Origin of the sequence: Henriciella algicola (assembly GCF_003576245.1) — a bacterium.
Classification (GTDB): domain Bacteria; phylum Pseudomonadota; class Alphaproteobacteria; order Caulobacterales; family Hyphomonadaceae; genus Henriciella; species Henriciella algicola.
Genome location: NZ_QWGA01000003.1, coordinates 754,358 through 767,939, shown reverse-complemented (window position 1 = coordinate 767,939; position 13,582 = coordinate 754,358). Strand labels below are relative to the sequence as shown.

The 13,582-nt window shown below is 60.9% G+C and carries 8 protein-coding genes; 3 read left to right on the top strand and 5 right to left on the bottom strand.

Annotated elements, in window-relative coordinates:
- Window positions 1-102: 102 nt before the first annotated feature.
- On the bottom strand, window positions 103-1,494 hold the full coding sequence (locus D1222_RS04125) for a DnaA ATPase domain-containing protein (protein ID WP_182481862.1): 1,392 nt from the start codon (window positions 1,492-1,494) through the stop codon (window positions 103-105).
- A 543-nt stretch (window positions 1,495-2,037) separates the two neighbouring features.
- The gene (gene rpsT / locus D1222_RS04120) at window positions 2,038-2,301 is read right to left on the bottom strand and encodes a 30S ribosomal protein S20 (RefSeq protein ID WP_119452940.1); all 264 of its coding nucleotides are present in this window, start codon (window positions 2,299-2,301) and stop codon (window positions 2,038-2,040) included.
- A 185-nt stretch (window positions 2,302-2,486) separates the two neighbouring features.
- On the opposite strand from rpsT, the gene D1222_RS04115 reads away from it, so the two are divergent.
- Complete coding sequence (locus D1222_RS04115; protein ID WP_119452939.1) at window positions 2,487-3,596, top strand: NAD(P)-dependent alcohol dehydrogenase; 1,110 nt, start codon at window positions 2,487-2,489, stop codon at window positions 3,594-3,596.
- A 66-nt stretch (window positions 3,597-3,662) separates the two neighbouring features.
- Here D1222_RS04115 and D1222_RS04110 read toward each other — a convergent pair whose 3' ends face one another.
- Window positions 3,663-4,439, bottom strand: a complete 777-nt coding sequence (locus D1222_RS04110) for an enoyl-CoA hydratase (protein ID WP_119452938.1) — start codon at window positions 4,437-4,439, stop codon at window positions 3,663-3,665.
- 105 nt (window positions 4,440-4,544) lie between these two features.
- Between D1222_RS04110 and D1222_RS04105 the strand changes: the two genes are divergently transcribed.
- Window positions 4,545-6,428, top strand: a complete 1,884-nt coding sequence (locus D1222_RS04105; RefSeq protein ID WP_182481910.1) for a gamma-glutamyltransferase family protein — start codon at window positions 4,545-4,547, stop codon at window positions 6,426-6,428.
- Between the two features lie 78 nt (window positions 6,429-6,506).
- Here the strand turns inward: D1222_RS04105 and D1222_RS04100 are convergent, their stop codons facing one another.
- Together D1222_RS04100 and mutS are read right to left on the bottom strand one after the other, a co-directional pair.
- Window positions 6,507-8,318: an SLC13 family permease gene (locus D1222_RS04100; protein WP_119452937.1), complete on the bottom strand. Its 1,812-nt coding sequence runs from the start codon at window positions 8,316-8,318 to the stop codon at window positions 6,507-6,509.
- Window positions 8,319-8,449: 131 nt separating this feature from the next.
- Window positions 8,450-11,131, bottom strand: a complete 2,682-nt coding sequence (gene mutS, locus D1222_RS04095; RefSeq protein WP_233348506.1) for a DNA mismatch repair protein MutS — start codon at window positions 11,129-11,131, stop codon at window positions 8,450-8,452.
- A 129-nt stretch (window positions 11,132-11,260) separates the two neighbouring features.
- Between mutS and D1222_RS04090 the strand changes: the two genes are divergently transcribed.
- Complete coding sequence (locus D1222_RS04090) at window positions 11,261-13,549, top strand: NADP-dependent malic enzyme (protein ID WP_119452936.1); 2,289 nt, start codon at window positions 11,261-11,263, stop codon at window positions 13,547-13,549.
- The last annotated feature ends 33 nt before the right edge of the window (window positions 13,550-13,582 follow it).

Genomic DNA, 13,582 nt, shown 5'->3' with positions numbered 1-13,582 from the left:
TCCTGCGGGGAGACGGGCCGAGTACACTTGTCAAAATCGCTGAAATTGCAAGCCCTGTGCGGCCAAACGCTGCGTAGAAATCCGGCCTCAGGTGGAATGCGTTCAGCCGTTACCTTCAGACTGGATGTCGAAGACCGCTTCGCGGACCTGTTCAACCTGCCGGACCATCTCCGGATCGGTCTGCAGCTGGCCTTTCACCTTGCGCCATGCATGGATGACGGTGGTGTGGTCCTTCTTGCAGAAAGAGCGGGCGATCTGCGGCAGCGATTTGTCGGTCATCTCGCGGCAGAGATACATAGCGACCTGGCGCGGCGCGCAGACATTGCGCGACTTGCTGGAGCTTTCGATCTCTGACTTCGACAGGTTATAGCTGCGCATGGCGGCCCGCTTGATATTGTCGAGCGATGGCGCCTGATACTCGCCCTGCTGGCGGCGAAGGACCGTGCACAGCATTTCGAAGGTCGGCGCGATCTCACCATAGCGGGTTTCCGACTGCAGCGAGTAGAGCACGCCGCAAAGGTCACGGCCTGGGCCGCGAACGGTGGCGACGATCTTCTCGCGCATCTCTTCGTCAATCTCGAAGTTTGGCTGACCCTGCTGGATGAGGTTCGCGTGAAGGCTGACGATCTGGCGGCGCATTTCCTGATCTGGAAGGCCGACCTCGACAGCAGCGGCGCCCATCAGCTCCCCGCGCATACGTGCGGAGAAACCCTTGAGGTCGCCCGGTGCTTCATCAGCGGTCAGGATGACCCGGCCACCTTCGGCGGTCACGGCGCGCAGGGACGCAAAGAAGGCCTCATCGGTCTTCTTCTTGTTCGCGATCCACTGCAGGTCGTCGATCAGCAGGAGGTCATTGTCGCGGACTTGCGATTTGAGGCGGCGGGTGTCGCCATCACGCGCGCCGTCAACAAAGGCGGTCATGAATTCTTCGGCAGACATATAGGTCACGCGGCGGCCATCGTCCTGACGGATGACGGCTTTCTCGATCGAGCGCAGGACGTGCGTCTTGCCAGTGCCCTGACGCCCATAGATGAGGGCGACGTCAGCGTGGACCTGCTTGTTCTCGACCGTGACTTCGGCGAGGCGGACAGCGGCGCGGTTGGTGTCACCGACGATCAGCGTCTCAAAGCTCATCGCGCTGCCATGACGTCCCGGGGTGGCGGAGGACGTTTCAGGCGTCGCGGCATCTACCTTGCTGACGGTTTCGGTGTTGCCGGTCCAAGGATAGCCGACGAGGTCACGAGTATCTTCTGGGATATCCTTCCAGCAGGTGATTTTCAGTGCGCGGCCGCGTGGGTCCGCCTTGCGCCATGCGCGGCGCAGCATCGGGCGGTGCTGACTGTTGATGCGCTCATAGGCGAGCTGGTCGCGTGCCGCGATCAGGACCGTGCCATTGTCGTCGGCGACGAAGCGCAAGTCTGAAATCCATTTGTCGAAATCGTGGGCAGACGACTCTTGGCGCGCGTCTTCAAGGACGGTGCGCCAAAGATCCATGCCCCGGTGATCATCGCCGCGCTGGGTGTCAGTGTTTTTCTCACTCTCGTGTCTGCCAGATTCTTCCTGCAGCCCCATAGGAACTTCCCCTTTTTTCTGTGTTTTGTCCTATTCTCTACGCGTCGACTCAGATCATAGCTCGAGTGTTCGGGCCTAATGGGGGCCCGTCCAAAAACCTGCCGTACAGAGATCAAATTCCGTCGATGGCTGAAGTTAACCACAGGGCTTCCAAACCTGTCTACAAGCCTTTTTGGGAATCTTCGGCACTTCTGGAGTTGACTCATTTCTGTCACCGAAAAAGCGGCGATGAATCAAACTCGTAAGCTTGTGTAAAAAAATATAGGTACGATTTGTGCCGCTTTTACACTGTGATGTTCTGATTATGTTCTGTCAACGGAAACGGCTTGGAATTGCTGTGTAAAACCCGTTTTTTGGCACCAAAAATCTGCAATTTTCGGCCAATGTTTAACCAACGAAAAAAGGCCCGCATGATTGCTCATGCAGGCCTTGCATATTTTCAAGGACAGCCCTTGGCGGGTTGTCTTAGCCCATCGCCTTGATGCGTGCGCTGAGGCGCGAAATTTTGCGCGAGGACGTATTCTTGTGAAGAATGCCCTTGCCAGCAGCGCGCATGATTTCCGGCTGGGCTGCCTGGAGAGCGGTCTGCGCAGCGGACTTGTCGCCCGATGCAATCGCTTCCTCGACCTTGCGGATAAAGCGGCGCATGCGCGAACGGCGTGCGGTGTTAATTTCCGTGCGGCGCGCGATCTTGCGCACCATCTTCTTGGCTGAGCGTGTGTTCGCCATCAAAAACTCCTGAGTGTCCCGTCGGACGCAAGCGGCGGACATACCCAAACGCCCCCGTGGCGTCAACTGCGATGGGCTGCATCGGCTGAAGAAAGCGCAGCGCCCAGCCCGGGTGCGTCTGTCGGGCGCAGGAACGCAGCGACCACCGCGCGCTTTCTATCTTCGTAGATACAAGGAATAACGCAATGACCCAATCCGCTCGCGCCGCCATCGTGGACAAGGCAGAAGCCGATTTTCGCCTGTCTGACGTAGAAATCGATGACCCGGGTCCACATGAGGTCCGCATCCGCATCGTCGCAACGGGCCTCTGTCATACCGACCTTGCCGTTCGCGATGGCATGCTGCCAACGAACTTCCCGGTTGTGCTGGGGCATGAGGGCGCCGGTGTGATCGAGGCTGCTGGCGCGCATGTCCATGACCTGAAGCCTGGCGACCGCGTCGTGCTGAGCTACGGCTCCTGCGGGGATTGCCGCCCCTGTATGGAGGGCGACCCGGCCTATTGCGACGACTTCACGGATCTCAACTTTCTGAACAAGCGCCTCGGCAGCGAGGACGGCGTGTTCAGGGATGATGTCAACGCGGCCTTCTTCCAGCAATCTTCCTTCGCAACCTATGCGATCGCCCATGAGCGCAATGTCGTGAAAGTGCCCGACGAAGCGCCGCTCAAGCTCCTCGGGCCGCTTGGCTGCGGGATCCAGACCGGTGCGGGGGCCGTGCTCAATACGCTCGCTCCGCGCGCCGGGACGTCGATCGCCGTCAGTGGGGTGGGCAGTGTCGGTCTGTCAGCGGTCATGGCGGCACAGCTCGCCGGGTGCCATCCGATCATCGCCATCGATATGCAGGAGGAGCGGTTGAAGCTCGCCAAAGAGCTTGGCGCGACCCATACGATCAAGGCTGATGAGGGCGATGTACCTGAGATGGTTCGCGAGATCGCAGCCGAGGGTGTAGATGCCGTTATAGAGTGTTCGGGTGCCAAACCTGCCGCCCGCGCTGGATGGGCATCGCTTGCCAATCGCGGCGCACTTCTCATTGTCGGCGCGCCGCCCGGCGGCACTGATTATGACTTCGATGCCAATGAGCACATTTTGAGCGGTCGCAAGATCATCGGCTGCGTCGAAGGTGACAGCGTGGTGAAAGTCTTCATACCGCGGCTGATCCAGCACTATCTGGACGGCAACTTCCCATTCGATCGGCTGATTAGCGAATATAGCTTTGAAGACATCAACAAGGCTGTCCACGACATGGAAGAGGGTAAGGCGATCAAACCAATCCTGACCATGTCCGAGGATACCTGATATAAAAAAGGCGCACCTGGCAAATCCGGGTGCGCCTTCTTTCCAATAGAACAGGTTCGTATCGACCTACCGGTTCTTGAAGTGCGGCTCGCGCTTCTCGACGAAGGCTTCCATGCCTTCCTTCTGGTCTTCGGTAGCGAAGAGGGAGTGGAAGAGGCGGCGCTCGAACATGACGCCCTGGCTGAGCGTGGTTTCATAGGCGGCGTTGACCATTTCCTTGGTCATCATCGCGGTCGCGCGCGGCAGGGACGCAATCTTGCGCGCCACAGAGCGGGCTTCGTCAACGAGATCATCGGTTGGCACGATGCGGGAAACGAGGCCGCAGCGCTCAGCTTCTTCTGCGTCCATCATGCGGCCGGTGAGGCACATTTCCATCGCCTTGGACTTGCCAGCGAAACGCGTCAGGCGCTGCGTGCCGCCTGCGCCCGGTGACACACCGATGGTTATTTCAGGCTGGCCGAATTTTGCGTTCTCTGCGGCCAGGATGAAGTCGCACATCATCGCAAGCTCACAGCCCCCGCCAAGTGCATAGCCGGAGACGGCCGCGATAACCGGCTTGCGCATGCGAGAGGCCCGCTCCCAGTTGCGGGTAATGAAGTCCGCATAATAGGCGTCGAGATAGGATTGCTCGCGCATTTCCTTGATGTCGGCGCCAGCAGCGAATGCCTTCTTGGAGCCGGTAATAACGATGCAACCGATTGAGGCGTCATTGTCGAACCGGTCGAGCGCTTCGGTGAGCTCATCCATGAGCGCATTATTGAATGCGTTGAGCGCGTCGGGACGGTTCAGCGTGATGATGGCGACTGCCTCATCCACCTCAGTCAAAAGCGTTTCATAGGCCATGATAAGATCTGGTTCCTGTGCTTGCTTGCCTTTCGCGGTCTGTGCCGCAAGTTGGGGAGGGATAGGGTAAGAACGACCGCGCGTCGATAGGGAGTGACCAGCATGATGATGACAAGCCTGAAGAGTTCTGTGGGTGGAGGCGCTTTCCTCCTGGCGGCAATGACGGCATTCAGCCCGGTAGCAACAGCCCAGTCCGAAGACGCTGACACAGCTGATGCCGCGTCTGCGCCAGCCCCGTTCGAGTATAGCGACCCGGCAGAAGGCGACCGGATGCCATCAGGCCGCGATATCGGCACGCGCTCCTCTGTTATTGCCCCGCATGCGGCGGCGGCGACGGCACATCCGCTGGCAACGCGCATCGCGCTCAATGTCATGGAAGATGGCGGCAATGCCGTTGATGCGGCGATCGCAGCGAATGCGATGCTGGGCCTTGTCGAGCCGACGGGCAATGGCATCGGCGGCGATCTCTTCGCCATCGTCTGGGACCCGGAAACAAGCACGCTCTATGGCTATAATGGCTCTGGCCGCTCTGCGATGGGCGCCACGCTTGAGGATATGCAGGCGGCGGCTGACGAGTTCATGGACGGCGAGGAAATCCCGCCTTATGGCGCCGCCCCAGTGACGGTGCCCGGCACGGTGGATGGCTGGTTCGCCCTGCATGGCAAGTTCGGCAGCGTCGGCATGGACGAGCTGCTCGCCCCAACCGTCAGCTATGCCCGCGAAGGCGCGCCGATCCCGGAAGTCATCGCTTATTATTGGGGCCGCAGCGCCGCCAATTTCCCGCGCCATGCAGAAAGCGGCATGATCGAGGAATTCGACAATGCGCGTGAGACGTTCTTCTCGCCCACGCCGCGCGAAGGCACTCTCTTTACCAATCCGGATCTTGCCAACACGCTCGAGACGATTGGCGACGAAGGCCGCTCTGCCTTCTATGAGGGCGACATTGCGCGCACCATGGGTGCCTATTTCGAGCGGATTGGCGGCTATCTTCGCTATGAAGATTTTGCTGCCCATGAGGGCGAGTGGACCGAGCCGCTTTGCGTCGATTACCGCGAGACTCGCCTCTGTGAGCTTGGGCCGAACACGCAGGGCGTCGCCGCGCTCCAGATGCTTGAGATGCTGGAAGGCTTTGACCTTCGCGGCATGGGCTTTGGTTCGCCCGACTCCATCATGGCGCAGGTCGAGGCCAAGCGTCTTGCCTTTGCGGACCGCGCCAAGGGCTATGCCGACCCGGCCTTCAGCGGAATCGATCCGGAGGTCTTCATCCGTGACGGCTATAATGTCGAACGTGCGCAGGCCATCAGCCTGACGGCGCCGTTGTCTCAGGTTGATGCGGGTATGGACTTTGCGGCAATGGCGGCCGACGAAACACTGGAAGATGGCGACACGACCTATCTGACGGTCGCTGACCAGAATGGCATGATGGTCTCGCTGATCCAGTCGAACTATCGCGGCATGGGCACGGGCCTCGTCGCGGATGGTCTCGGCTTCATGTTTCAGGATCGCGGCCAGCTCTTCAGTCTCGACCCGGAGCACCCGAACGCGTTCGAGCCGGGCAAGCGGCCCTTCCACACGATCATCCCAGCCTTTGCCTACAAGCAGGTCGAGGGTGAGTACAAGCCATGGATGAGCTTTGGCCTGATGGGCGGGGGCATGCAGCCACAGGGCCATGTCCAGATCATCCTGAATCTGATCGATTATGATATGGGCCTTCAGGAAGCAGGCGATGCGGCCCGCTGGGAGCATACGGGCGGCTGCGAGCCGACCGACGACTATGCGGGCGATACCTGCATCAACGATATCGGCACCGTGCATCTGGAAAGTGGCATCCCGCCTGAAACCCGCGCCGAACTGGAAGCACGCGGCTATACTGTGGAGTGCTGCAGTGCCAATGGCGGCGGCTATCAGGCGATCATGAAGGACTTTGAGTCCGGCGCCTGGATTGCTGCGACCGAGATGCGCAAGGACGGGACCGCAGGCGGGTTCTAGGCCCCGGCCCTACCGACTTCAGATTACAGACCCGCATGGTTCGACTTCGCTCACTATGCGGGTTTTCTCTGACGTTCGTCAAAGCGGCCAGAAGAGCGGGATGACGAACATCGCCACGGCGAAAAAGACGAGGTTCAGCGGTACTCCGATGCGGGCAAAGTCGCTGAATTTGTAGCCGCCTGCGGTGTAGACCAGCGTATTGGTCTGATAGCCGATGGGCGTTGCAAAACTGGCGCTCGCGGCAAACATGACGGCGACGACGAAGGCGCGTGGGTCAACGCCGAGGTTCTGGGCCAGTCCTATCGCAATCGGTGTCATCAGGATGGCCGTTGCGTTGTTCGACACGATTTCCGTCATGGTGGAGGTCAGCAGGTAAACAGCTGCGAGCGCGGCGAGCGGGCCGAAGACACCGACCGGGGCCGCGATCGAATTGACGAGCAGGGAGGCTGCGCCCGAATTTTCCATCGCCATGCCGAGCGCCAGCATGCCGAAGATAAGCATGAGAATGTCCCACTGGATCGCCTTGTAGGCTTCCTGGTGGTCGATACAGCCGAGCGCGATCACGAGGGCGGCGGCGATGAGGGCAAGCCCGGCAATCGGCATGATGCCAAGCGCGGCCAGCACCATGACGGCGATGACGGCGCCAATGGCGATCGGGGCCTTGTCACGGCGCAGCGGGCGTTCAGACGTTTCCGTCAGATTGCTCAGCATCAGATCGTCGAACATCTGGCGCATGCCGGCGGGTGGGCCTTCGACCAGAACCGTGTCCCCGAGATTGAAGCGAATGCCGCGACCTTCGAGACTGATATTCTCACCGCGCCGGTGAATGGCGAGCGCGTAGACGCCGTAGAGACGAACGAGGCCCGCGCCAACAATCGGGCGGCCAACGAGACGCGATTCAGGGCCGACGACACCTTCCATGAGGACGGTTTCACTCGCCTGAACCGGTTCGATGGCGTGGCGTTGGGTTTCGCTGCCAGACCCGATGGCAACATCGCCTGCCTCTCGCAGGCTGAGCATTTCGGAGACCGGAGAGCGCACCACGAGACGGTCGCCTGCTTCGAGGACAAGCGATGCCAGCTCCTCGCGGCGAGAGCGGTTGGCGCGCATCACGTCGATGACCGTGAAGCCCTTTTCGGGCGTGAAGCCGGTTTCCTTGATCGTCTTTCCGATGAGCACTGAGTCGACGGGGACGAGCACCTGCGCGATGAAACGGCGGTTCTTCGTGGTTGGCAGGAGGTCTGCCAGCGTGTCGCGGTAAGGCAGCAGCCAGCGGCTGGCGAGCGCCATATAGAGAACACCCGCGACCGCCATGATGAGGCCCGCGCCTGTGATCTCGAAAATGCCGAAGGCAGCAAGGCCTGCATTCTGGGCCACGCCATCGACGAGCAAATTGGTCGAGGTGCCGATCAGCGTCGTCATCCCGCCGAAGATAGAGGCGAAGGACAGCGGAATAAGAAGGCGTGAGGCCGAAGTGCCAATCGTCTGGGCAAGCCGGATCGCCACCGGGATCAGGATCACCACGATAGGCGTGTTGTTCATGAAAGCTGACAGCGCCACGACAATCGCCATCAAGGCAATCACGGCGACGAGCGGCGTCCAGTTCTTGGCAATCCGGATCACCCAGTTACCAGCCGCCGCGATGACCCCTGTGCGTTCGAGTGCGGCGGACAGGACAAACATGGCTGCGATAGTGATCGGCGCCGCATTGGAGAAAACGCCGAGAGTTTCCGGAACTGAAAGAATGCCAGTCAGCAGCAGGGCTGACATGGCGAGCAGGGCGACGACATCGGCTGGTATCTTCTCGCGCACGAAGCTGACGAAGACAGCGACCAGCAGCACAAAGACGAGCGCGATCTGTAATTCCTGCGGCAGGACAATGTCAGGCATAAAAGGCGGGGCCCCGGTCGTTTCTCTCTATCGATAGATGTCGAGAGGCGGGGTCAACGCAACCGTCAATTTAGAAGAACTCCTGATGCGGAGTATTCCTGAATGCATGGCTGGCGGATCTGCTCGTTGGGCTATCGCTCTGATTTGAGACGATAGAGAAGGTCGAGGGCCTCGCGCGGCGTCAGATCGTCTGGGCTGACCGCATCAAGCAGCTTGAGGGCGGGGTGATCGTCTGCCGGGGCGAAAGCTTCGGGCTCTTCCGCGACAGAGGCGAAAAGCGGCAGGGCATCGACCGCATCCGGCTTGGCTTCCAGCTTTTTCAGCACCTGCTCGGCGCGGCGTACGGCGCGGGCAGGGAGGCCTGCCAGACGTGCAACCTGCACCCCATAGGAGCGGTCAGCCGGGCCGCTTGCGATATCGTGCAAGAAGACAAGCTCATCCTTCCACTCCTTGGCGCGGAGGGAGAGGTTGGCGGCGCAGGCGAGTTCTTCAGCAAGGCCCGTCAGCTCATGATAGTGGGTGGCGAAAAGGGCGCGGCACTTATTGGTGTTGTGAAGGTGTTCGACCGCTGACCAGGCAATGGCGAGGCCGTCATAAGTCGACGTGCCCCGGCCCACCTCGTCCAGAATAACGAAGCTGCGTTCGGTCGCCTGGTTCAGGATGGCGGCGGTTTCGACCATCTCGACCATGAAGGTCGAGCGCCCGCGAGACAGGTCATCGGACGCACCGACCCGCGAGAAGATACGGTCTGCAATGCCGAGCCGGACTGACTTGGCCGGTACAAAGAGCCCTGCTTGCGCGAGGATCACGGCAAGGCAGCCCTGACGCAGATAGGTCGACTTACCTGCCATGTTCGGCCCGGTCACGAGCGCAAGACGCGGCGCGAACGCGCCGGACGCATCAAGGCTCAGATTGTTCGCGGTGAAGCCTTCGCCTGTCGCTTTCAGCGCCGCTTCGACCACCGGGTGGCGGAGGGCTTCGGCTTCAAACACCGGTTCCTCCGCGAGGACCGGGCGCACAGCATCATTGGCATTTGCCCAGTCAGCAGCGGCGGCAGCGACATCGATCTCTGCTAGCGCATGGGCGGCAGCAGAGATAGCGTCATTCACGCCTTCGACACGCAGGCAAAGCTCGCGGAAGAGTTCAATCTCACGCGTCTGGGCGGCTTCCTCGGCTCGGGAAATGCGCCCTGCGAGATCCGACAGCTCTGGTGTCGAGAAACGCATATTGGAGGCGAGCGTCTGGCGGTGGATGAACGTCTCGGCATGCGGCGGCTTCAGCAAAGCGTCGCCGTGGCGGGCCGGCACATCGATGAAATAGCCAAGCACATTGTTGAACTTGATCTTGAGCGCGCTGATGCCGGTCTCATCGCAATAGCGGGCCTGAAGCTCGGCGATGATCTTGCGGCTGTCGCGGCGCAGCGAGCGTGATTCGTCCAGCGCGGCGTCCCAGCCATCGGCGATAAAGCCGCCATCACGCGCGAGTGTCGGCAGGTCTTCAGCCAGCGCGTTTTCAAGGTCGCTGGCAAGCTGGGCGAGGTCTTCATGGCGCGCCGGGTCGAGGGCAGAGACCGCATCGCCAAGTAGCGCAGGCAGGCCCGTCTGCAGCGCCGCCAGCACGGACGCCAGCGATGCGCCTTCCTTGATGGCGACCGCGATGGATCTGAGATCACGTGGGCCGCCGCGCTCCAGCCGGATACGTGTGCGGGCGCGCTCAAGGTCCGGCGTAGCTTTCAGGCAAGCGCGGACATCGCTGCGCAGGTCGCCTTCCTGAAGGAAGAAAGAGACCGCGTCATAGCGCGCCTCAATCGTCTCACGCGCGCATTCGGGGCGTGACAGCCGGTCAGCAAAAAGCCGCGCGCCGGGGGCGGTCAGTGTTCGGTCGACTGTGGCGAGCAGCGTGCCTTTTCTGCCGCCATTCATGGCGGTGTCGATCTCAAGGCTCGCGCGGGTTGCCGGATCGATGGACAGGCTGGCAGATTGGCCACGCCGGTTTGGCGGATCGAGGCGGATGTCAGCGCCCGCCTGCGTAAGGCTGAGATAGTCGAGCAGGAGGCCGCAGGCGCAAAGCTCTGCCTTGTTGAAACTGCCAAACCCGTCCAGCGCAGCGAGCTTGTAGGCAGATTTCAGCGCGCTTTCTCCGGAGGAAACGCTAGCCGCACGCGACGGGCGACGCGTCACCGGCATCCGCAGGGATGCGAGCGCCTGCCGCATAAGCGGTCGGGCCTCATCATCCTCAGTCACCAACAGTTCGCTGATCGGCAGGCTGGCGGCTTTCTCGCCAAGCGTTTCGGGCGACACCTCAATGATCTCGAACGCGCCAGTGGACACATCACAGGCGGCAATAGCGGCTTCTGTACCACCCGCCGCGAGCGCGATGGCGGCCAGCACCTGCCCCTGACGTGAAGACAGGATCGTGTCTTCGGTAATCGTGCCGGGCGTGACGACCCGTACGACTTCGCGGTTCACGATGGATTTGGAGCCGCGCTTCTTGGCCTCAGCCGGGCTTTCGGTCTGTTCGCAGACGGCAACGCGCTCACCGGACTTGATGAGGCGCGCGAGATAGGCCTCTGACGCGTGATAGGGCACGCCCGCCATTGGGATCGGCTTGCCGTCATGCTCGCCGCGCGCGGTCAGCGTGATGTCGAGGATCTCTGCCGCGCGTACGGCATCCTCGAAGAAGAGCTCATAGAAGTCGCCCATACGAAAGAAGAGCAGGGCGTCCTGATGGCTCGACTTGATGTCGAGATATTGCGCCATGAAGGGCGTCGGTGCCTTTTTCTCAGGCGCGGGTCGGGTGGCGGTGTCTGGCATCGAAAGAAATCTAACGGATTCGCATGGGAGGTGTGCAACCCAAATAACCAGTGTTACGCGGGTTGTCGGCAATTCCGCAGCGCCTTAGAGACGAAGACACGTTGTAGTCTAAACCTGAAAGCCAATGCCATGACGTCCAAGCGTCCGACCTTTACCGACAAGGAAGCGCTAGACTTCCATAGTCACCCAACGCCAGGCAAGCTGTCGGTCACTCCGACAAAGCCTATGGCTACGCAGCGCGACCTGTCGCTCGCCTACAGCCCTGGCGTTGCTGTGCCGGTGAAGGCGATCGCAGAAGACAAGGACCTTGCCTACGAGTACACCTCGAAGGGCAATATGGTCGCCGTTATCTCGAACGGGACCGCGATTCTTGGCCTTGGTGACCTTGGCGCGATGGCATCGAAGCCGGTCATGGAAGGCAAGTCCGTCCTCTTCAAACGCTTTGCTGACGTCGACTCCGTCGATGTCGAAGTGTTCTCCAAAGACACTGAAGAGCTGATCACCACGATCCGTAACATTGGTGAGACCTGGGGCGGCATCAATCTCGAGGACATTGCGAGCCCTGAGTGCTTCATCATCGAGAGCCGCCTTCGCGAAGAACTCGACATTCCGGTCTTCCACGATGACCAGCACGGCACCGCGATCATCGCAGCTGCTGGCCTGATCAACGCGTGCAACATTACGGGCCGCGAACTGAAAGACGTGAAAGTCGCCATCTCTGGCGCAGGCGCGGCGGGTCTCTCCTGTGCAGGCCTGATCCGTCACCTTGGCGTGAAGGCAGAAAACATCCTTATGTGCGACTCCACTGGCGTCGTCTATGAGGGCCGCACCGAACGGATGGACCAGTTCAAGTCGGCCTTCGCGGTTAAAACTGAGAAGCGCACCCTGACCGAAGCCATGGAAGGCGCAGACGTCTTCCTCGGCCTCTCGATCGCAGGTGCCGTCAGCAAGGAAATGGTCGCCAGCATGGCGCCAAACCCGATCATCTTTGCCATGGCGAACCCTGATCCGGAGATCACGCCAGAAGAGATCAAGCAGGTGCGCGACGATGCGATCATCGCGACGGGCCGCTCCGACTATCCAAACCAGGTCAACAACGTCCTCGGCTTTCCTTACATCTTCCGCGGCGCGCTCGACGTGCGCGCCCGCTCGATCAATGAGGAAATGAAGGTGGCCGCGGCGCAGGCACTTGCGGAACTCGCACGCGAAGACGTGCCGGACGAAGTGGCCGCCGCATATCACGGCTCGCGCCCGCAATTCGGCCGCGACTATATCATCCCGACGCCGTTCGACCCGCGTCTCATCAGCTTTGTGCCGCCCTTCGTGGCGCAGGCCGCGATGGATACGGGCGTTGCGCGCAAGGAAATTCCGGACATGGACGAGTATCGCCGCTCACTGGCGCGCCGTCTCGATCCGACCGCGTCCTTTGTGCAGAGCGTCCAAGCCGCCGTCCGCGAGAAAAAGGCCCGCATCGTGTTTGCGGAGGGCGAAGAGCCATCCGTCGTTCGCGCCGCCTTCTCGTTCAAGAACCAGGGTCTTGGCGAGCCGGTCCTGATCGGCCGCGAAGAGCAGGTTACGCGCACCATGCAGCAGATGGGCGTGCCGGAAGGCTCGCTCGAGATCATCAATGCGCGCCTGTCGGACCGGAATCCGGAATATACCGACTATCTCTATGACCGCCTGAAGCGTCAGGGCTTCCTGCGCCGCGACGCCCAGCGTCTCGTCAACCAAGACCGCAACGTGTTCGGCTCCTGCATGCTGAAATTCGGCGATGCAGACGGCATGATCACGGGTGTGACGCGTAACTATGACGTCGCCCTGAAAGACGTGCAGACTGTGCTCGACCCGATCCCGGGCAAGCAGGTCATCGGCATGTCCATGGTTATCAACCGTGGCAAGACGATCTTCATCGCCGACACCTCGATCACCGAACTGCCTGTGGCAGAAGACCTGGTTGGCATCGCCTGCGAGGCGGCAAGCTCCGTGAAAAGCCTCGGCTTTACCCCGCGCGTCGCCTTCGTGTCCTATTCGACCTTCGGCAACCCGATGGGTGAGCGCGCCGAGAAAGTCCGCGAAGCCGTCGCCATGCTCGATGCGCGCGATGACATCGACTTCGAATATGAAGGCGATATCTCGGTCGACGTCGCGATGAACCCGGGCCACAAGCTGGTCTATCCGTTCTCGCGCCTCACCGATGCGGCCAACGTGCTTGTCATGCCAGCCATCCACTCCGCGGCGATCGCGACGAAGATCCTGACCTCGATGAGTCGCGCAACCGTGATCGGTCCGATCCTGCTCGGCTTTGAGAAGCCGGTCCAGATCGCCTCACTCGGCGCCACGGTGAACGATATCGTGAACCTTGCGACCTTCGCCGCCTTCGACATCGACAAGCTCGGCCACATAAAGGCTGCCGAATAGGGCCCACGCTCAACTGAAATAGAAAGCCCGGCC

Excerpts from the sequence above, each read along its gene's own strand:
- D1222_RS04125 (WP_182481862.1), bottom strand. The coding sequence starts at position 1,494 with ATGGATCTTTGGCGCACCGTCCTTGAAGACGCGCGCCAAGAGTCGTCT.
- rpsT (WP_119452940.1), bottom strand. The coding sequence starts at position 2,301 with ATGGCGAACACACGCTCAGCCAAGAAGATGGTGCGCAAGATCGCGCGC.
- D1222_RS04115 (WP_119452939.1), top strand. The coding sequence starts at position 2,487 with ATGACCCAATCCGCTCGCGCCGCCATCGTGGACAAGGCAGAAGCCGAT.
- D1222_RS04110 (WP_119452938.1), bottom strand. The coding sequence starts at position 4,439 with ATGGCCTATGAAACGCTTTTGACTGAGGTGGATGAGGCAGTCGCCATC.
- D1222_RS04105 (WP_182481910.1), top strand. The coding sequence starts at position 4,545 with ATGATGACAAGCCTGAAGAGTTCTGTGGGTGGAGGCGCTTTCCTCCTG.
- D1222_RS04100 (WP_119452937.1), bottom strand. The coding sequence starts at position 8,318 with ATGCCTGACATTGTCCTGCCGCAGGAATTACAGATCGCGCTCGTCTTT.
- mutS (WP_233348506.1), bottom strand. The coding sequence starts at position 11,131 with ATGCCAGACACCGCCACCCGACCCGCGCCTGAGAAAAAGGCACCGACG.
- D1222_RS04090 (WP_119452936.1), top strand. The coding sequence starts at position 11,261 with ATGACGTCCAAGCGTCCGACCTTTACCGACAAGGAAGCGCTAGACTTC.